Genomic DNA, 20,335 nt, shown 5'->3' with positions numbered 1-20,335 from the left:
GTGACAGCAAGCAGCAAATGGGCAGGACGCCGCGTTTTCTTAACCGGCCACACCGGATTCAAGGGCGGATGGCTTGTGCTCTGGCTCACATCGCTTGGTGCAGAGGTGCGCGGTTATGCGCTTGATCCCTGGACGAATCCCAGCCTGATGGAAGCGGCGCGCATTCCTTCACGAGTAGAAGACGTGCGCGGCGACCTTCGCAACGGCGCACAACTCGAAAAAGCCATCACGGAATTTCAGCCAGAAGTCGTCTTCCATCTCGCGGCACAGCCGCTGGTGCGGGCTTCGTACATTGATCCCATTGGCACCTATGAAACCAATGTGATTGGCACCGCCCGTCTATTGGATTCCGTGCGCCGCACGCCTTCCGTACGCGCCGTCGTCTCCGTGACCACGGACAAGTGCTACGAAAACAAGGAGTGGCTCTGGGGCTATCGCGAAACCGACCCGCTCGGTGGTTACGACCCCTACTCCAGTTCCAAGGCATGCGCAGAACTCGTGTCTGCCGCTTATCGCCAGTCGTACTTTCCAGTTGAAAAATGGAATGAACATCATGTCGCAATCGCAACCGCACGTGCAGGGAATGTGATTGGTGGCGGAGACTGGTCCGACGATCGTTTGATCCCCGATTTAGTTCGAGGTTTTCTCAAAGGCGAGCCCGTTCTCATCCGCCGTCCCCATGCCATTCGCCCGTGGCAACATGTGATGGAACCACTGGCCGGATACATCCGCCTAGCCGAACATCTTCTGCAATCAGACGCCACGCGCTACGCCACCGCGTATAACTTCGGCCCCAGCGACGACGACGCGCGTCCGGTGTCATGGATCGCCGATCATCTCGCAAAGACTTGGTCCACCGGAGCAACGTGGGTGTTGGACAAAGACGCTGGCGTGCACGAAGCCGGTTATCTCAAACTCGATTCCAGCCGCGCGCGCGCCGAACTCGGTTGGCGTCCGCGTCTGCATCTTGCCGATGCTCTGGACTGGACGCTGGATTGGTTCCGTGCCCACGCATCCGGCGAAGACATGCAGCGCTACACGCTGCAGCAGATCGAAGCGTATGAAGCTCTCGCCGTGAACGAATCGTAAGCCGTGGCCGACGGAAGATGCGCATCAGCGCTTTCTGAAGCCCTGGCTGTGATGTACGACTCGTAAGGGCACGGCTTCAGCCGTGCCGATAAAGGTGCTTTGATAAGCGGCTTTAGCCGCTGAGGTGAGTCAGATCGAGTCCACTTCTATCGTGATAAGTAGATACATCGAGTCCGCGTTTCCATGTGTAGCCCTGTTCGCTTCGCATTCCGCGTCGTAGCATGGAAGCCATGCATTCCGATGGCCTGATGATCGTGCAGGGCGGCGGCCCCACTGCCGTATTCAACGCCAGCCTTGCAGGCATTGTGCGCGAAGCGCAGCAGCTTCGCTTCAGCAGCATCTACGGCGCACGCTTCGGCATGAAAGGGCTGTCCTCCGGCGATGTGATCAGCCTCACTTCTCTTACACCCGATGCATTGGAAGGCATCCGTCTCAGCCCCGGCGCAGCACTCGGCACATCGCGCTTCAAACCAACCGAGGAAGATCTCGACCACTGCATCCACGTGCTGCAATCGCATGGCATTAGCCGCATGATCTTTCTCGGCGGCAACGGCACCATGGGCGGCGCGCATCGCTTCCTTGAGTTCTGCGCCTCACGCGGCTTCTCTCTGCAGGTGATGGGCGCGCCAAAAACCATAGACAATGACATCCGTGCAACGGATCGTTGCCCGGGCTTTGGCAGCGCCGCGCGTTATGTAGCTCAGTCGCTGCTGGACCTTTCCATGGACCTGCAATCCCTGCCGCAGCCTGTCTCCATCATGGAAACGCTGGGTCGCGATGTGGGCTGGCTGGCCGCTGCGTCCATGCTTGCCAAACAACATCCTGACGAAGCGCCACACGTCGTCTGCATCCCGGAAATCCCCTTCGTGCTGGACAACTTCCTGCAACGCATCGATGCAACAGTGAAGCGCATCGGCTGGGCCGTTGCCGTCGTCTCCGAGGGAACATCGTATGCGGACGGCACACCGGTCTTTGAACAAGTGCCATCCTCCGGCGGCAAGATACCGATGCGCCCACTGATCGGCGGAGTCGCCCAACACCTGTCAGGTCTGGTGGCAGAGCATCTCGGCCTTCGCTGCCGCAGTGAAAAGCCCGGCCTCATCGCTCGGTCTGCCTCGCCGTATGTCTCCGCGCAGGATCGTGCCGATGCGGAACTCACAGGTCGCGAATGTGTTCGCGCTCTGGCCGCAGGCACCAGCGGATTCATGGTGTCTCTGCGCGCCATCGGCAGTAATCCCGCTTTTGAATTGCTCCCACTCACAGAAGCCGCAGGCCCACGCCGAGCCATACCGCAGGAGTGGCTGCGTCACGATGGCCTCGCGGTCAACGATGCATTCCTGCAGTACGCGCGTCCCATCGTCGGGCCGCTGCAGCGACATCCCGCATCGCTCAGCGGCCATCCCGTGCAGTAACTACCGCAGCTTCGGCAACAGCTTCAGCGCATTCTCGCGATACACCTTGCGCAGAACATCATCCGGCAGCGAAAGCCCATAGATATTCCATCGTCCCTGTCGCGAAGCGTGCGAAGGATACGGGAAATACTCATCCGCTGTTTCCAACATGCGGTAATACAGCCGATACATCTCTGTCTCCGGCAGCAGATCGCTGCCAAACAGAATGCGGTCCGCATACTTCAGGAAGAACTCACGCGCACGGAATGGCTGTCGTCCCAACTCAGAAGCACGCGCGCTGATGTCCACCATCAGGTTCGGCAGCGCATCCATCTGTTCGTACAGATACGCTAAGTCTTCACTACTCTCCGCACAGTGCGCGCCCACAAACGTAATGCCAGGGTGCCGTGCAATCACACGATTGCGCTGTTCCAGCAACGCGCGCTTCGATACTGGCGAATCGCTGAATCCCCAGTCCGGGTGCGCCGCCAGTTCTTCATACCGTTCGTTGAAACGATCAATCGGATCAAAGAATGCCGTCGGGTCAGCCGTATGAAACATCACCGGTAATTGCAGCTTTTCGCATTCTTCAAAGATCGGAATCCACCGCTCGTCATCAATGCGCAGCAGCTTGCCATCCGTGCCACGAATCGTAAGCCCCATGTCCTTCCAGAACTTGATGCCGACAATGCCATGATCCACAAGCCGCCGCAGACGATCCTTCGTGACCTTCACAAAGTCATCACGTTCCACACCAGACCAGTCCATCCATCCAATGCTGGAGAAGCGCGGCGACGCCGCATGGTAACGATCAAGAATGGCAATGGCCTCATCGCCCACCTTCATCGTGATGTTGATCACGTGTTCCACGCCGCAGCTATCCATAATGCGCAACACATCCTCGGGCTGCATGGAGTCCAGGTGGTTGTGATAATCAATCACGGGAAAGCGCGGCATCAACGGCGTATTGTCCGGTGTCACCAGTGCCGACTTCGGCTGAAACTCGCCCAACGGAAGCGAAACCTCTGCAGTAGCACTCACCAATGCAACAAACTTATCCTGCTCCGTCATGGATGCGCTCGTCCTCCAGCCTGCTGTCGCGGCAAGAGTAAGTAAACCAGATACATCAACACATGCGCTACGCTGCGTTATCCTTGCTCCTGAGCGGCTCATTGGTTTCAACGAGTCCATCCCGCACTTGGAGTCACTGCATTGTCTTTCGGCAGCAACGCATCTTCGTGGTCGCAGTCAACCGCCATCACAGAGCTACTTCAGCAGGCAGAACAGAAAGACGGCCTGCGCGACACGTTGCGAGAGATACTGCAACAGCCCGATACATGGCGTGAAACTGCAAGCAGAGTGAAGGCAGCACTACCGCAATACACCGCTATGCTCGACGGATTGCAGGCTGTCATCCTCACCGGCTCCGGCAGTTCAGAGTACGCAGCAGAATGCGCTCGCACAGCCTTTCAGCGATTGTTTCCGGTAACCGCACAATCCATCGGTTCGGGCGCGCTGTTGACGGATGGTACATCCTTGTTGCCGCAGTCGCGGCCCGCGTTGATGATTCACTTCGCGCGTTCCGGTGACAGCCCGGAGAGCGTCGGTGCGCTACAGGCAATGCTGCACGATGATGCACGGATCCGCCAGCTCGCCATCACCTGCAATGCGGAAGGAAAACTCGCGAAGGCCGCCGCACACGATGGACGCCTGAAAGCTCTCACGCTGGATGCGCGCACCAACGACCGCAGCCTGGTCATGACCAGCAGCTTTACCAACATGGTGCTCGCAGCCATCGGCATGGCGTCGCACGCAGACACGGAAGCCTACGTGTCCTCAGCGGAAAGACTCGCTATTGCGGCAGAGGCCATCCTCACCACAGCCTTTGAACAATTCCGTGCCCCATTGTTGCAAACGTGTTCACGCGTCTTTTATCTCGCAGACCTCGCCACCTTCGGCGCCGCACGCGAAGCTGCATTGAAGATGACAGAGATGACCGCAGGCCGTGTCATGACCGTAGCGGAAACATACCTCGGTCTGCGCCACGGCCCCATGAGCGCCATTCACAAAGATGCATTGATCGTGTGCTTCCTCTCAGCAGACCCGCTCGTTCGCGCTTATGAAGAAGACCTGATTCGTGAACTGAATGCGAAGGAACTCGGCGCTGCGAAAATCTTCATTGGCTCCACTGTGCCGCATGATTTGGTTCACAAGGAAGACATCGTGATTGAGAGCGAAGTCTTCTCCCAAACATCCGTTGCGTTTCACTCGTTGCTCCATGTCGTCGCAGGACAGGTACTCGCGTTCTATCGCTGCCTGCACGAAGGGTTGAAACCAGATGCACCGTCTGAAAGCGGAGTCATCAATCGCGTAGTACAGAAATTTCAGCTTCACGGCGCAGCAGCGGAGCAGGCCTGATGAGCACCAAACGTTTCGATGTAGCCATCGCCGGTGAAATCAATCTCGACCTCGTGCTCTACGGCTTGCCAAAAGAGATGCCGTGCGAAAGGGAACTGCTTGCGGACAACTTCGCCATGACACTCGGCAGTTCGTCCGCCATCCTCGCGCACAATCTCTCCACGCTCGGCGTCTCCGTCACCATGACCACGCTCGTTGGCCCGGACGCACTTGGCGAAATCGCTCTGCAACGCCTGCGCGAAGCACATGTCGATCTTGGTGGTACTCGCCACACCGATGCATGCAGTACCGGCGTGACGCTGATGCTGCCGCATGGCAAAGAGCGCCACACGCTCACTTATCCCGGCACCATGGCGAAGATGTCGCTGGCCGATCTCGATCTGGACTACCTCTCCAACGCGCGCCACTTCCATCTCTCATCGCTCTATCTGCAAACCGCGCTGCGTCCTGATGTACCGGAACTCTTTCGCCGCATGAAGTCCGCGGGACTGACCATCTCTCTCGACACGAACGATGATCCCGATGGCCGCTGGGAAGGCCTTCTGGATACCGTGCTTCCTCTCGTGGATATCTTCATGCCCAACGAAGATGAAGCCTGCCGCATGACACGCACCACATCAGCAGAAGCAGCCATTGAAGTGCTTGGAAACATCGTGCCACTCGTCGCGGTGAAGTGCGGCAGTCGCGGAGCACTCATACGTTCGGCTGGCGTTGTGCAGGAAATCGCTCCAGTGCCAGTCACGCCGGTTGATACGGTGGGCGCGGGCGACAGCTTCAACACAGGATTCCTCTTCGGCTATCTTCGTGGCATGTCACCCGCTGCCGCCGCTCGTTGCGGCAACATCTGCGGTGCTTTATCAACGCAGCGTTCCGGTGGCACAGAAGCCTTCCGCGACAAAGCATTGCTCGATGCTTTCCTCGCAGCCCATGGAGGCCTCACGCAGGCTTAACGCGGGTGACTTTCCAGCGCCTGCTGCATGTTGCTGTAGAAGCGTGCAGCGGCCGCCTCCGTCTCGCGTCCCAACCGGCTACTGCGCAACAGTTCCTCGCGATAGTCTTTTCCAAAATCAAACCATGCAGACTGCAACAGCGTCTGCATGGTCGCAAGATCAGCAGATACCTCAGCACGCATCGCTGCCATTGCAGAAGCTTTTGCCGAAGCGGTTATCGCATCCGCATTGTGAACCACACGATTACGTATCGCCTCCAGCGCGTGTGACGTGCGCACAGGCCATATCTGGTCAAACACAAACCACATCACCAGGATGCCCAGCGCAATGCCGAAAACACGATCGCGCGCCGGTGCAATCTGGCTTGCAGCGCCAAAGCCTGCAAGATCGGTAATGAAAAACGCAAACGCAATCTGCACGCCAGTGTAGCCAATGCGAGGACTACGCGACACCCATGCCGACAGAAGACAAACGGAACCCGTAACCAACACCATCGACGTGATCGAATCCATGTTCGGAAACAGCAACGACTCCACAACAATCGCCAGCGCTCCACCGATGGCCGCGCCAGCCAGCCGATACAGTTGCTTCTGCTTCATCGCGCCTGTCGAAGTCAGGCCCGTAAAAAGCACAGTCACAACGCACGTCAAAATGCCCGGCCATGCAACCGCGTTGTACAGCACATAGCAGATACTCGCGCTCAAAGTCAGCTTCAATGCATACAGCGCCGCATCGGGTGAAGTGAAGGCATCGGAATGAAAGAATCGAAAACTTCTCGCAGGAGCCGGAGCATCATGGCGAATGGTCACGCCCTCCTGGGCCACATCACAGTAGAGGTTCAGTTCGGTAAAGATGCGGCGCAATCGTTCCGGCGCATCGGCAGAAGGTGAATGTGGTTTGTTGAGACTTTGGTCAAGAATGAAGTCGCACTGTTCCGCAATGCGTAGATGCGCTTCGGCGGCGTTGGCATCCGTGTCAAAGCCCGCAAGATTGCTCTCCTCCATCACACGGGCCAGCACACCAATGCGGAAGTGAACACCCGGCGGCATCCGCCTTGGAAATCTGCTGCGAACTTCCTCATACAGTTGGTTTAGCTTCAGGTCACCCGCATGGCTGTATTGCACCAGTTGATGATGCAGCGCAGACATACCAGCCTTTCGCGGCATCTCTGCCTGTTCACGATGGAAACGCGCCAGCAACTGAATTCTCTTCGTTAATTCCTCGGCAAGCGCATCCACCGGATGCCGTGTACGTAACAGGAAATTGATCAGGCTTGCAGCCCCCAGCGCTAGCGCGAGTGATGCAAGGTTGTAGAGCGTCGCGGTCACAATCGCATTCGCTGGCCGATGCGTATCCCACGCAGACAGAGCTACAAATCCATAGAAGCCAAAGATGGTGAAGAACAGCGGAATACGTGTCGCTGTCATGCAAAAGCCAGAGAAAGATACCAGCAGCAGGAAGCCAAGAAAACGGAAAACCTCCGTTCCATCCGTCATCTGAACCCACACAAAGCACGCCAGCGACGAAGCAGCCGCGCCGCCCCAGATCTGGAGCGTATTGCGCAAGGTCACGCCGGGGCTTTCGCGCTGCAACATCAGAATCAGAGCCAGCGCAAGCCCAATGCCCGGAACACGCAAAGTATCGGCGAGTACCAGCGCCGACACCATGCAAAGTGTGTCCTGCAACGACCCCGACATGCGGCCCGGATAAGACTGCAGTTCCGATCGGATGGTGCTGAAGATTCGCTCGAAGCGGCTCATAGTTTTCTTAACGAACTACCGTGATAGCGGTTGCGCCAATGCGGAATGTCTCAGGATCGGGATTCAGCACGCGAATGCGAACAGGGAAGCGCGCCGACAGATGCACCCAGTTCAACGTGCGATCCACATTCGGTAGCCCATTGATCGTGCCACCATCTTCCGGAAACACGCCGCGCCCCACGCTATCCACCACACCGTCATAACGGCGACTCGGCTGGTCCATCAGATACACGTCCACATGTTGTCCCTGGCGAATATGTTTCAGTTTCGATTCGCGATAGTTCGCCAACACCCACCAGTGACCCGTGTCGATAAGTGTGAAGATCGGCGTTCCCACATGGGCATACGCACCCTGCGAGATATTCATGTTCGTCACATAACCATCGAACGGCGCGCGAACACTGGTCCATGTCAGGTTCAATTCCGCCTGATGCACCTTTGCCTCGCGCGCTGGCCGTTGCGCAATCAACGTATCCAGCGTGTCCACCGCGTGCTGCGCCTCACCCACCTTTGATTGCGCTGCCTGCAGATTGGCACCTGCGGCCTGCTTCGCCGCCACAGCCATCTTTTCCTGCGCCTGTGCCTGCAACAGTTGCGACGCGGCCTGATGACTCGCTTCCTGCGCCACGCGAACCGCGGTCTGCGCCTGGTCCACCTGCTGCGTGGTGACGTAGTGCTTCTCCAGCAGCGGAGCAATGCGGTTCAGGTCATTCTGCGCATACTTCAACTGCGCGTCTGCAGACAACTGCGCCGCGCGTGCGTGTTCCACCGCAGCCTTTGCGGCCAGCACGGAACCTTCTGCTGCGGAGATGTTGCTCTGCGAACCAGCCACACCCGCCTGCGCCGTGCCCACAGCAGATTTCTCCGTGGCAATGCGTCTGCGCTCATCGTCAATCTGGCCTTCCAGCGAAGCCTGTTCCGAGCGGGCCTGCTGCAGCGCGTATTCATACGGGCGCGGATCAATCTGAAACAGCAGGTCGCCTTTGCGAACGGCCTGGTTGTCCTGAACATTCAGAGCCACAAGTCGCCCCTCCACTTCAGGAGCAAAGGCAATGGCGTTAGCACGCACCGTAGCGTCATCGGTGCGTGGATTGCGGTCCACAGACCAGATGGCAACCAGCAGCACAACAACAGCAGCAGCGGCAATGAAGTATCCAATGCGTCGAACGGGAAACGTTGATTCCGGCATGGCGTGTGTCCTTATGCGAAGAGCAAGAGCCAGAGAAGGCATGTGAAAAGTGTCAGCAGCGCGGGATACAGCAGGGCAGGATGTCCAAAGTCCTGCGAGGGATAGCGTCTGCGAATCAACAGATGTGTCAGCATGGTCAGCACCACGCCAATCACCAGCGAAATCATCCAGCCGGGAAAGTACGAACCCACAATTTCTACATTCGGGTTGCGGTTGCAGCCGGTGAGAAAAATGGCTGCAAAGAAAGTAAGTCGCTTCATGGCCGGGCCCCCACGGCAAAGTTAAGTGCAGCAGCGCTCAGCGCCACCTGTGCATTCGCATCCACAACGGCCAGTCGCGCCTGTGCCAGTTGTTTTTCCGCCTGCACCACATCCACCAGCGAACGCACGCCATAACGAAATGCATCCAGAGAAGAGTCATATGAGATTTGCGAGGAAGCAAGAAAACTCTGCGCGGCCTTCTGTTGCTCTTCCGCTGTCTGATAGTCCACGTAAGACTGCCATACCTCGCGCGTCACACGATCCTTCGTCGCGCGCTGTTCTTCAGCAGCGGCGCGTTGTTCTGCCAGCGTCGCAGCAACCTCATGTTTGCGCGCGCCGTTGAATATCTCCCACTTCAACGACAGTGCAGCAGACCACGTCGTCACGTTGGCATAACCAAGCTGGCCAAAGTCCGCGGTGGGCCACGTTGCAGTCTGTCCACCCGTACCCGCAAGCCGCGCAGAAGGAAGATAAGCCGCATGGGCCACGCGAGTATTCTGTTGCGCACGCTTCAACGCCTGCGCACGCGCCAGCAGATCGGGGCGCGAACTCCACGCGGCCTGAATCAATTCCTCTACCTTTGAATCCACAACGTCGGAAGAGACATCATCCGCTTGCACTGGCAATTCAATTTCGACAGACGGCTCCACCCCCACAGCTTCCGTAAGCGCAATCTTCGCCTTCTTCACAGCACCCTCAGCCGCGGCAAGTGAGAATCGAGCTTCCGCCACGCCCGCCTGCGCATTTTGAAGATCAGGAAGCGTGGTGCGTCCATTGTCAAACTGCGACTGCGCGTTATCGCGCAGCGTCTCCGCGTCCTGCAGAATCGTCTTGGCTGCGGCCAGCCGTCCTGCTTCCAGTTGTTCGCGGTAATACAGCGCGGCCACGTTATAAGCAATCTGTTGCTGCGTGCGACTCAGCGTTAAAGCACCCGCCAACTCCGTGGCCTTTGCCGCCTCCAGCTTCGGGCCTCTCGCAAAATTCAGCAGCGTATATTCCAGCTCCATCTGCGCTGCTGCAACGGGCTGTTCCACCGTCACATAACCGCGTGGCGCCAGTGGCTTGGGGAAGGGAACAATCGCACGCACATCGCTGCCCTGCGCAGCAAACGCAAGCACCGGAAGATATGATGCGCGCGCAATCCCCGCCTGCTCCAGGCTCATCTTGGCCCGCGTCCACGCAATTCTTCCCTCAGGACTATTGCTCTCGGCCAGGTCGATCAGTTCGGGAAGCGTGTAGATATGGTCATGTTTCAGCTCCTGTACCGGCAGTGCGGGCGTGCTACCAATGCACTGTGCCGCATCGCGCACATTCGTCACCGCTGCGCAGGAGACACGTTGCGCCGCAGCAGCAGGCCCCGGACACCACAGCAGCGCCCCCACTGTAATCAGAAGGCATGTAATGGAAACATCAGGCTTCATTGTGTACACCGTAAACTTAATTTGAGTATACGCCGTATACAATGATTGTGTACAGCGTATACTGGATCAGCATGAAAAAAGCATCCGACCAGGACTACTCCACCGACACGCTAAAGCAGAAGATCGTTCAGGCTGCGTCTCATCTCTTTACCTCGGGTGGTTACGATGCGCTTTCCATGCGCCGCGTGGCGCAGGAGGCAGGATGTTCCCAGATGGCAATGTATCGTCATTTCGAGAACAAGGAAGCGCTGGTGCAACACATTTGTGCGGACCTATATACAAAATTCGCAACACGCATCAACGCCGAAATCGCCGCGGAGCCGGACGCCACTCGAAAGCTGCGACGTTTTATTGCGGCAGTCCTGCAGTTCGCGGAACAGTATCCTGACCACTACTCACTGATTTTTCTTGTGCGGCATGCTGACCCGGAGGTGGTAGCCACGCGCGAACGCCTGGGCCAGCAGTTCCTGGAGGGCATTGCGGGAATTGTACGGGAGGCGCTGCCGCCGGATACTCCGCTTGCGCACGTCAGGACCATACTGCGTCGCATGATGGAGTCTCTTCACGGCGCAGCCGCGCTATGGATTGCGCACCCCACGGTCTACAGGTTGACGCGTCAGCGCGCCATCGAAGACGTGGAGGCCATCTGGCACTGCCTTCTACAGGATCAGTAATACGGTATTAGCCAAAAATAACCTGAAACGCCTGCTCAAGATCGGCAATCAGGTCCTTCGGTGATTCCAGTCCAACGGAAAGACGGATCAGGCGGTCGGTAACACCAAGCCGGTCGCGTTCTTCCAGTGGCATATCGCAGTGCGACGCAGTAGCAGGATGCGTCACCAGCGTCTCCACGCTGCCCAGACTCTCAGCGCATGTGCATAGCTTCAGCGCTTCAATAAAGTGCAGCGTCTGTTCGGTTGTGGCCTGAAGTTCGAACGACATCATTCCGCCAAAGTCCTTTTGCTGCTTTGCCGCCAGTGCATGTTGTGGGAACGATTCCAGCCCGGGATAATTCACCTTTGCCACGTGAGCATGTTTCTCCAGCCACTGTGCAATCTGCATGGCATGGCTGCAATGCATGGCAAGCCGCGCGGGCAATGTCTTGATGCCCTGCAGCGCCAGCCACGAATCAAACGGTGCCTGGATGCTGCCAATGATCTTGCGCACAAAGCGCAGCCGCTCCGTGTTGGCTTCATCATGCGTCGCCAGCGATCCACCCAGCGTCGCGTTATGCCCGTCAATGTACTTCGTCGTGGACATCATGGAGATGTCAGCGCCCAGGTCCAGGCAGTTCTGCAGCAGCGGTGTCAGGAACGTGTTGTCCACGGCGACGAGTATGTTTTCGTGCCGGTGCGCCATGTCAGAAAGCACGCGCACATCGCTGATCTTCAACGTGGGATTCGCGGGTGTTTCCAGAAACAACAGGCGCGTCTCCGGCCGAATCGCCTGTTCCGTTGCCTCCACTGAGGAGGTGTCCACAAAGTCATACGCCACGCCAAAGTGGCCCAGCACCTGGTGAAACAGTCGCGCGGTGCCGCCATAGATCACGTCGGACAGCAGCACATGGTCGCCCGACTTCAACAATCCAAAACACAGCGTTGTAATGGCTGACATACCCGAGCGGAAGCAAAGCGCGGAAGCGGTACCTTCCACGGCGGCAATGGCCTGCTCCAGCGCATTCACGGTCGGGTTTGCGCCACGCGTGTAGCCATAGCCTTTCGTTACACCCACACTCTCGTGGATATACGTCGCCGTCTGGTGAATCGGAAACAGGATCGAGTTCGATTGTTTCTCGTAACTACGATTCGAGTGGATGACGAGTGTGGATGGATCGAAATCTGGCCGGTCGGACACGATGAGGCTCTCCTTGAAGGAACGAAGGGCACAGATTCAGCGCGTGTGCAATTCGCCTGAGCCAGCCGTTTCATGCAAGATGCGGAAAGTTGTTAAGAAGATTCCGCTTTCTTTGTTATTCAATCACATGGCAGCTATCCGCGAACGGCATAGAAGCGCAAACGAACATAGTCGCCCCACCAGACGCCATCCGCATCACACAGCGCAGGACGAAGCAGTGCAACGGCCTGGTCCACCGCAGACTGCCTGTCCGTCTCCGACAGCTTGCACAGAATGCCATTGCGGAAGGTCTTCAGCCACTCTTCCATGCCGCTTTTGAGCAGCGTGGGGCGGGGAATCAGTTCGATGCTCGTGACGCTGAATCCAGCCTCTTTCAGGATGCCGCGCATCTCATCGCGCGACGGATAGCGCGAGGCCGCATCCCTCTCCGCATCAATAGCGAAGTTGGCCATCACGGCTTGCAGTGCCACACGAATGGCCGCAATGTTGCCCAGCCCACCCATCTCCGCAACGAAACGTCCGCCCGGCTTTAGCGCCCGATGCACACTCTGCGCTACGGCTGGCAGATCGGTCACCCAGTGCAGAGCTGCGTTAGAAAATACCGCGTCAAACTCACCCTGAAACGGCAGCGAACGCATATCCGCGGCCACCGTGTTCAGCCCGCGTTCCTTCGCCGATTCCAGCATCGACACCGAAGCATCACAGCCGATAACGACCGCTCCCATGGCCGCAATCTGCTCGGTCAGTGCGCCGTCACCGCAGCCCAGATCCAGGATGTGTTCCCCGGATCGCGGTGCCAGCAATGCGACTACATCCTTTGCAAGATCAGCCACAAAACGGCCATTGGCGGCGTACTGGTTGGCATTCCAAGTCTGTCCTGTTTGCGTTTGTTGCTCGGTCTGTGATGTGCTTTCCATGCATCTGATTGTTCGCCTGCACACCGTTTCTCTGCAACGAACATAAGAAATTTGGAAGGACGTAGAAGCATGTTGGATACCGCGCTGCAATTTACCGAAGCAAATAAGGCCAACGCGCTGGACGAGTTGAAGCAGTTTCTGCGCATCCCCTCCATCAGCACATTGCCGGAAAACGCAGGCGATGTGCGCCGCGCGGCACAGTTCCTCGCTGCAGAATTAAAGCGCATCGGCATGGAAAACGTGCGGCTGATTGAAACCGCTGGTCACCCGCTGGTCTACGCGGATCACATGCACGCCGCAGGCAAACCAACCGTGCTTTGCTACGGCCATTACGATGTGCAGCCGCCGGACCCGCTCGATGAATGGCTGTCGCCTCCGTTTGAGCCTGTGGAGCGCAACGGCAACATCTATGCTCGCGGCGCAGTCGATGACAAAGGTCAGCTCTGGATGCAGGTGAAGGCGCTCGAAGCCCTCTTGAAGAGTGGTTCGTTGCCGGTGAATGTCCGCGTACTCGCTGAAGGTGAAGAAGAAGTTGGAGGCGAAGGCATCGCCGAATATCTGCGTGTACACCCGGAAGAAGTAAAGTGCGACGTTGCGCTCGTATGCGATACGGAACTGTTCGCACCCGACTTGCCAACATTGTGCGTCGGCCTTCGCGGCATGATCTACACCGAGATTGAAGTGCGTGGCGCAAAGACTGACCTGCACAGCGGCATGTACGGCGGCGCTGCCCCCAATCCGTTCGTGGCGCTCTCGCAGATCATCGCAAAGCTGAAGGATGCAGACGGACGCATCCTCATCCCCGGCATCTACGACGGCCTTCAGAAGCCAACGGAAGCGGAACTCGCCGCATGGAAGTCGTTGCCGTTCGATGAGGAGCACTATCGCGAAACCGAAGTGGGCAGCAGCGAACTCACCGGCGAACCCGGCTACTCGGTGCTGGAGCGTACCTGGGCGCGTCCCACACTGGACGTGCACGGTATGCCCGGCGGCTTCACCGGCGCAGGCGCAAAGACAGTGATCCCCGCAAAGGCATTGGCTAAAGTTTCACTGCGTCTCGTCCCCGGCATGACCCCTGCCGACACCTTTCGCAAGCTGCACGATTACGTGGCCACCATCGTCCCACGCGGCGTATCTGCAGAAGTGCGTCTGATTCATTCCGGCGATCCCATCGTCGTCGGCACAGATAACCCCTTTATTCATGCGGCCACGGAAGCCATGCGCGAAGTCTTTGGCAAGGAGACAGTCTTCGTGCGTGGCGGCGGTTCTATCCCCGTCGTGGGCGACTTCGCACGACAGCTACGCGTGCCCACGGTGATGATGGGCTTCGGCCTGCCCGACGATAATCTGCACGCGCCCAATGAGAAGTTCAACATCAGCAACTTCTATCGCGGTACCGAATCCATCGTGCGCTTCCTGGTCCACGCAGGCCAATGAAATCCAACGTCAGCGGCTACGTGCTGTCCGGTGGCCAAAGCTCGCGCATGGGCCGCGATAAATCGCTCCTGCGTGTCAACGACTACACGTTACTGGAGATCACGCTGCGCAAACTGGAACAGGTGTGCAGCGATGTTTCCATCCTCTGCGGCAGCGAAGCACACGGCGAATATCTCGCTCCCTATGGCCGCGTGGTCGTCGATCGCATCGCGGACAGCGGCCCCCTCAGCGGTCTGGATGCGGCACTGCACGATGCGCGTGAAGAGTGGCTGCTGATCGCGCCCGTTGATGTCCCTCTTCTGCCGGCATTCGCCATGCAGGAACTGGTGGATCAGGCCACCGGCAATGGCAAACCGAACGTCGCCTGTTTCGACGGGCCGGGAAAGCGGCAACCTCTTCCTGTGGTGCTGCACCGCTCCACGCGCCAGGTCATGGCACAAGCGCTGCATCAGGGCCGACGTACACTGTTGCCAGTGCTACGCGATGCTGCGGACGCAATCTGTCCGTTAGGCATGTATGTTCTTCCCGCAGAAGAAATCACAGATGAGATAACGGCATCCATCTGGTTCACCAACGTCAATACGCCGGACGATTTTCAATCTGCGAAGGAGTTGCTGCGCGCGGAGAACACTTTCCCGCAACGCGCATCTGAATAAGGAATGGCAGACGGCAAACAGGCAAATGGCTCGCAGACAGGGCCCGCGGAACACATCGAGCAGTTGCAGCCGAATCACGAAAGCATGCATGCAACTGCTGAGAACACCAGCGAAGAAGAGTTGAACAAACCGCTGGTCGATACCGTCTCGCAGGATGTTGCCGAAGAAGTCAGCGAGTTCTTTGAGCAGGCCGCCGAGCAGAACGAAACCAACATCGAAGAGGGCGACAAGCCTTACATCTCCTTCGAGCACGTCTACAAATCCTTCGGCAGCTTCAAGGTGCTGGAGGATGTCAGCTTCTTCGTTCGCCCTGGTGAAACGCTCTGCATCCTTGGCCGCTCCGGCGTGGGCAAATCCGTTTCTTTGCAGATGTTGATGGGCTTTCTGAAGCCGGACAAAGGAACCATTCGCGTTGCAGGAGAAAACATCTGCGGCTTCAACGAGCGTGAAATGCTCGAGGTTCGCCGCAAGGTAACCATGGTCTTTCAGAACGGCGCGCTGTTTGACTCGTTCTCCGTGGGCGAAAACGTAGCCTTCCCCCTGCGCGAAAAAAACGAACTCGACGAAGAGCAGATCCGCCAGATCGTGAAAGGCCTGCTGGAGATGGTTGGCGTGGCCGGTATGGATGACCTGCTGCCCAGCGACCTCTCCACCGGCATGAAACGTTCCGTCGCCATCGCACGCGCACTCGCATCGCAGCCGGAAGCCATCCTCTACGACGAGCCCACCACCATGGTCGATCCATTGATCGCCCACCTCCTCGGCGACCTCATCGAACGCCTCAAGCGCCAGCTTCACCTCACCAGCATCGTCGTCACGCATGACATGCGCTTCGCAAAGAAACTGGCGGACCGTCTGCTGTTTCTGCATGAAGGCAAAGCCCGTTTCTTCGGCACGCTGGAAGAACTGGAGCATAGTCAGGACCCGGTATTACAGGAATTTATGGCGATGGATGAACTCGTATTGCCGCAGTAACGTAGTGCAGCAAGTTGTTTCACCCGGTCGCAAAAGCAGCTGTCATTCTGAGCAAAGCGAAGAATCCCGGCGAACTTTCGGCGACCAGGGCAGTGTCCGGCTTTCGTGCAGAAAATTTTCAAGTGCATTGCCACACTGCGATTCAAGAATTGCCATCACGCAAACGTATAAAGACGCTATCGCCAGGTCTATTCACCTGCGATAATTCCGGCATATTTAAAACATTCGCAGAGGACGTCTCCAATGCATGTAACACGCCGTCTTGCCATGGCGACACTGGCCGTTCTGGTCAGTGCTTCAGCCGCTACGCTTCATGCCCAGGAGCCGCTCGGTACGCGGCCCACAGACAAGAACATGATCCCGCCTACGTTCACGCCGCCCAGGCATGAAGCGCCCCTGCAGCAGCCGCCCCTGCCGCTGGATTATGAAAAGCGCGTGGTCATGATCCCCATGCGCGACGGCACCAAACTCTACACCGTCATCGTGATTCCCAAAGGCGTGAAGAATGCGCCCATGCTGATGACGCGTACCTGTTACAATGCCGCAGCCCGCGCCCATGCCGCTCGCACACCGGAGCCAGCCGCACCGGCAGGCCCTGTACGTCGTCCCGGCGCAGGTGCTCCCGCCGGTCCACCAGCAGTGAAGCCGCCCGCCTCGCACATGGTGGATGAACTCAACCTCAGCGATGAGGTCTTCGTGCGCGACGGCTACATCCGCATCTATCAGGACGTCCGCGGCAAGTACGGCTCAGAGGGCGTGTACCTCATGACGCCGCCGCCCGTCGGCCCCTGGAACCCCACCGGTGCAGACGACACCACGGACGCTTACGACACCATCGACTGGCTCGTGAAGAACGTTCCCGAATCCAACGGACGCGTCGGCATGATCGGTTCGTCCTATGAAGGATTCACCGTCGTCATGGCGCTGCTCCATCCGCATCCCGCGCTGAAGGCGGCCATCCCGGAAAGCCCCATGGTCGACGGCTGGATGGGCGACGACTGGTTCCAGTACGGCGCCTTCCGTCAGCGCATGCTCGATTACTTCATCGGGCAAACGTCCGCGCGCGGAGCCGGTGCACGCACCGCACACGAGGGCAGTGACGACTACGAAAACTTCCGCAAGCTCGGCTCCGCCGGCGACTTCGCTCGCTGGCAGGGGCAGGAGCAGTTGCCCTTCTGGAAGATGGTCGAAAACCATCCCGCATACGACGCCTACTGGCAGTCGCAGGCGTTGGACAAGCTCATCGCCAAGGCTGACCTGACCGTCCCCACCATGTGGCTGCAGGGCCTCTGGGACCAGGAAGACATGTACGGCGCCAACCACTCCTACGCCGCATGGGAGCCCAAAGACAAAACCAACACCATGAACATCCTCGCAATGGGTCCCTGGTTCCACTCGCAGATCAATCGCGAAGGCAAGCAGACCGGCCCGCTCACCTGGGATGGCGATACCACCGCGTGGTTCCGCGACAACGTGCAGCTTCCGTTCTTCAACACCTATCTGCGCGAGAACGCCACCAAGGCCGACATCAAACCGGTGTACATCTACAACACAGGCGAGAACCGCTGGGATACACCCACCAAGTGGCCGCTCTCCTGCGAATCCGGCTGCGACTGGAAGCCCAAACCGCTCTACCTGGGCGCCAACGGCAAACTGAGCTTTGACGCGCCCACCGGCACAGGCAAGGCCGACGAGTACGTCTCCGACCCAGCAAACCCCGTCCCGTTCCTTCCGCGCCCCATTGAAAACAGCGGATGGCAGACCTGGCTGATGCACGATCAGCGCTTCATTGACGGTCGCCCGGACGTGCTCGTCTACACCAGCGATGTACTGAAGGAACCCCTCCGCGTCAGCGGCGTTCCCAAGGTCAACCTCGTCGCCAGCACCAGCGGCACCGACAGCGACTGGGTCGTAAAACTCATCGACGTCTTCCCGGACGGCCACACCAGCGAGATGAACGGCTATGAGCTGCCTATCTCCATGGACATCTTCCGCGGACGCTATCGCACCAGCTTTGAAAAGCCGGAACCGCTCAAGTCCGGCGAAGCGCTCACCTACAAGTGGGACATGCCCAACGTGAACCATGTCTTCCAGCCGGGCCACCGCATCATGGTGCAGATCCAGAGCTCCCTCTTCCCGCTCTACGATCGCAACCCGCAGAAGTACGTGCCCAACATCTTCAACGCAAAACCCTCCGATTATGAGAAGGCCACGCAGAAGGTCTATCGCGAAGCAGGGAAGGCCACCTTCATCAGCCTGCCCGTCGTCCCGGTCGATCTGAAGAACTAGTCAGCAATACCGAAGCAACCCCATCACAGAGGCCGCCTTTTCGCAAGGCGGCCTCTCTGTTTGCATATCGGTAACCGAACCGCTACAGATAAATCAAAGAAAAATAAGGCATTAACAAAACTTATAAAATAAATTCAGAAATCATTTGACAGCGATTATTCGCTCGGTTTATTTTGGTGTTGAGAACACCGAGGGACGCCTCGATCAACAGTATCCGTACGACGACCCAATAAGGAGATCACCCAATGCGCTCAGTCCTCGCCGCCGCTCTTCTCGCAGTTGCCCCCGTTGCCGTTCCCGCCCAGGCCCTGCACTCTGGTATCTCGCACCTGGTCGCTTCTGTTGACGCTCCGGCCTTCGCATTCCAGGCCAGTGCTATCAACGCTGCCAAGCCGCGCATCTTCAGCGGCATCGTGGCTCCCATCCGTCTCACGGAAGTAAAGCTGGCTGGCTCGCTGGCTCCCACTCATGCCTCTGACGTCACCGTGCAGTACACCGTGAACGAAGCAGGCGTACCGGAGAATGTGAAGGTTGTTTCCCCGATCGATGCGTTGACCGCTTCTAAGGTAACTGACGCAGTCAGCAAGGTTCGTTACAAGGCAGGTACGCTCGACGGTCAGCCGGTTGCTGTTCCGGTCACCCTGCACGTTGCACTCCGCTAAATTGCACTTTCTTTAGGGGCGGGCCTCAAAACCTGCCACACAATTTCAGGTCACCCATCCGTGGGTGGCCTTGTTGCTTTTGCACGCTCCCAGCCGTGCCAATTGCATTCGGCTCAGGGCGGGATATAGTGGCATTCATCATGCCCGGAATGTTCTCTCGTGCAAGGACCGCCATCTTTTTCAGTGCAGGTTGTGTGGCTTCTCTCACCGCGCGCCCAGACACATCTGCAGCGCCGTCGCCTTCCGGCGAAACCATTCAGTCGTTAGCCGGACAGGTTATGCAATCCAGATGATCCTTCACCACGAACTCACGGGACAGCACGATGCCCCATGCGTCGTACTCTCCACATCGCTTGGCGCAACCATGCAGATGTGGCAACCGCAGATGCAGGCGCTCACGCAGTGCTTCCGCGTCCTCCGATACGACATGCGAGGACACGGCAACAGCCCATCCCCCGCAGGCTCCTACTCCGTCGCTGATCTCGGCAACGACGTGCTGCGGCTGCTCGATCACCACGGCATCCGCAGTGCACACTTCTGCGGCATCTCTCTCGGCGGCGTCATCGGCCAGTGGCTTGGCATCCACGCACCGGAACGCATCCAGAAGCTGATCCTCTGCAACACTGCAGCAAAAGTCGGCACAGACGAAGGCTGGCAGAAGCGCATCGCAGAGGTCCGCGCCAACGGCATGGCCTCCATCGCTGACGCAGTCATCGCCCGCTGGTTCACCGCACCCTTCGCTGCGTCACATCCGGAAGTCATCGCCTCCATCCGTGAAGGCATGCTGGCCAGCAACGTGGAAGGCTACGCCGCCTGCTGCGAAGCCCTCCGCACCTGCAATCTGCGCAGTGAAATCGCCACCATCACCGCACCCACCCTCGTCATCGCAGGCGATCAGGATATGGTCTGCACCATCGCAGACGCACAGTTTCTGCAAAGCCAAATCCCCGGCAGCCAGATGCTGAATCTACCAGCCGCCCACCTCTCCAACGTGGAAGCAGCAGAACTCTTCAACACATCCCTGCTCGACTTCCTGCCATAACCGGCATCACTCGCAGCAACAATTC

The 20,335-nt window shown here is 58.2% G+C and carries 18 protein-coding genes; 11 read left to right on the top strand and 7 right to left on the bottom strand.

Annotated elements, in window-relative coordinates; genetic code table 11:
- A complete protein-coding gene (gene rfbG, locus AB6729_RS07930) occupies positions 1-1,089 on the top strand; it encodes a CDP-glucose 4,6-dehydratase (protein WP_371081036.1) in 1,089 nt (362 codons plus the stop codon).
- 230 nt (positions 1,090-1,319) lie between these two features.
- The gene (locus AB6729_RS07925) at positions 1,320-2,501 is read left to right on the top strand and encodes a diphosphate--fructose-6-phosphate 1-phosphotransferase (RefSeq protein WP_371081035.1); all 1,182 of its coding nucleotides are present in this window, start codon (positions 1,320-1,322) and stop codon (positions 2,499-2,501) included.
- On the opposite strand, the gene AB6729_RS07920 is transcribed toward AB6729_RS07925, so the two are convergent.
- On the bottom strand, positions 2,502-3,551 hold the full coding sequence (locus tag AB6729_RS07920) for an amidohydrolase family protein (protein ID WP_371081034.1): 1,050 nt from the start codon (positions 3,549-3,551) through the stop codon (positions 2,502-2,504).
- 141 nt (positions 3,552-3,692) lie between these two features.
- On the opposite strand from AB6729_RS07920, the gene AB6729_RS07915 reads away from it, so the two are divergent.
- Both AB6729_RS07915 and AB6729_RS07910 read left to right on the top strand, forming a co-directional pair.
- The gene (locus AB6729_RS07915) at positions 3,693-4,898 is read left to right on the top strand and encodes an SIS domain-containing protein (protein WP_371081033.1); all 1,206 of its coding nucleotides are present in this window, start codon (positions 3,693-3,695) and stop codon (positions 4,896-4,898) included.
- The gene (locus AB6729_RS07910; protein ID WP_371081032.1) at positions 4,898-5,848 is read left to right on the top strand and encodes a carbohydrate kinase family protein; all 951 of its coding nucleotides are present in this window, start codon (positions 4,898-4,900) and stop codon (positions 5,846-5,848) included. The genes AB6729_RS07915 and AB6729_RS07910 overlap by 1 nt, the downstream gene beginning before the upstream one ends.
- Here the strand turns inward: AB6729_RS07910 and AB6729_RS07905 are convergent.
- Genes AB6729_RS07905 through AB6729_RS07890 form a run of 4 tightly spaced genes read right to left on the bottom strand, consistent with a single transcriptional unit; the run spans position 5,845 to position 10,478 of the window.
- A complete protein-coding gene (locus AB6729_RS07905; RefSeq protein WP_371081031.1) occupies positions 5,845-7,608 on the bottom strand; it encodes an FUSC family protein in 1,764 nt (587 codons plus the stop codon). The genes AB6729_RS07910 and AB6729_RS07905 overlap by 4 nt on opposite strands.
- Positions 7,609-7,615: 7 nt before the next feature.
- Complete coding sequence (locus AB6729_RS07900; RefSeq protein ID WP_371081030.1) at positions 7,616-8,797, bottom strand: biotin/lipoyl-binding protein; 1,182 nt, start codon at positions 8,795-8,797, stop codon at positions 7,616-7,618.
- 11 nt (positions 8,798-8,808) lie between these two features.
- Entirely contained in the window at positions 8,809-9,057 is a 249-nt protein-coding gene (locus AB6729_RS07895) for a YtcA family lipoprotein (RefSeq protein ID WP_371081029.1), read from the bottom strand.
- Positions 9,054-10,478 carry a TolC family protein gene (locus tag AB6729_RS07890; protein WP_371081028.1) on the bottom strand — a complete coding sequence of 475 codons (1,425 nt, stop codon included), beginning with the start codon at positions 10,476-10,478 and terminating at the stop codon, positions 9,054-9,056. Before AB6729_RS07890 ends, AB6729_RS07895 begins: the two co-directional genes overlap by 4 nt.
- A gap of 71 nt (positions 10,479-10,549) precedes the next feature.
- Here AB6729_RS07890 and AB6729_RS07885 point away from each other — a divergent pair, with 71 nt between their 5' ends.
- Entirely contained in the window at positions 10,550-11,152 is a 603-nt protein-coding gene (locus AB6729_RS07885; RefSeq protein WP_371081027.1) for a TetR/AcrR family transcriptional regulator, read from the top strand.
- Between the two features lie 7 nt (positions 11,153-11,159).
- Here the strand turns inward: AB6729_RS07885 and AB6729_RS07880 are convergent, their stop codons facing one another.
- Together AB6729_RS07880 and AB6729_RS07875 are read right to left on the bottom strand one after the other, a co-directional pair.
- Positions 11,160-12,332, bottom strand: a complete 1,173-nt coding sequence (locus AB6729_RS07880) for a PLP-dependent aspartate aminotransferase family protein (protein WP_371081026.1) — start codon at positions 12,330-12,332, stop codon at positions 11,160-11,162.
- A gap of 134 nt (positions 12,333-12,466) precedes the next feature.
- Positions 12,467-13,249: a trans-aconitate 2-methyltransferase gene (locus tag AB6729_RS07875; RefSeq protein ID WP_371081025.1), complete on the bottom strand. Its 783-nt coding sequence runs from the start codon at positions 13,247-13,249 to the stop codon at positions 12,467-12,469.
- A gap of 69 nt (positions 13,250-13,318) precedes the next feature.
- Between AB6729_RS07875 and AB6729_RS07870 the strand changes: the two genes are divergently transcribed.
- The 6 genes from AB6729_RS07870 (at position 13,319) to pcaD (ending at position 20,310) form a co-directional block, all read left to right on the top strand.
- Positions 13,319-14,686, top strand: a complete 1,368-nt coding sequence (locus tag AB6729_RS07870) for a dipeptidase (RefSeq protein WP_371081024.1) — start codon at positions 13,319-13,321, stop codon at positions 14,684-14,686.
- Positions 14,683-15,342 (top strand): molybdenum cofactor guanylyltransferase, encoded by a 660-nt coding sequence (locus AB6729_RS07865; RefSeq protein ID WP_371081023.1) that lies wholly within the window; start codon positions 14,683-14,685, stop codon positions 15,340-15,342. The genes AB6729_RS07870 and AB6729_RS07865 overlap by 4 nt, the downstream gene beginning before the upstream one ends.
- A 3-nt stretch (positions 15,343-15,345) precedes the next feature.
- Positions 15,346-16,317, top strand: a complete 972-nt coding sequence (locus AB6729_RS07860; RefSeq protein WP_371081022.1) for an ABC transporter ATP-binding protein — start codon at positions 15,346-15,348, stop codon at positions 16,315-16,317.
- A gap of 243 nt (positions 16,318-16,560) precedes the next feature.
- Complete coding sequence (locus AB6729_RS07855) at positions 16,561-18,606, top strand: CocE/NonD family hydrolase (RefSeq protein WP_371081021.1); 2,046 nt, start codon at positions 16,561-16,563, stop codon at positions 18,604-18,606.
- 245 nt (positions 18,607-18,851) lie between these two features.
- Positions 18,852-19,268 (top strand): energy transducer TonB, encoded by a 417-nt coding sequence (locus AB6729_RS07850; RefSeq protein WP_371081020.1) that lies wholly within the window; start codon positions 18,852-18,854, stop codon positions 19,266-19,268.
- A gap of 289 nt (positions 19,269-19,557) precedes the next feature.
- The gene (gene pcaD / locus AB6729_RS07845; RefSeq protein ID WP_371081019.1) at positions 19,558-20,310 is read left to right on the top strand and encodes a 3-oxoadipate enol-lactonase; all 753 of its coding nucleotides are present in this window, start codon (positions 19,558-19,560) and stop codon (positions 20,308-20,310) included.
- Positions 20,311-20,335: the final 25 nt, after the last annotated feature.

Source organism: Terriglobus sp. RCC_193, from assembly GCF_041355105.1.
GTDB lineage: Bacteria > Acidobacteriota > Terriglobia > Terriglobales > Acidobacteriaceae > Terriglobus.
This window is presented reverse-complemented; position numbering and strand designations above follow the sequence as displayed.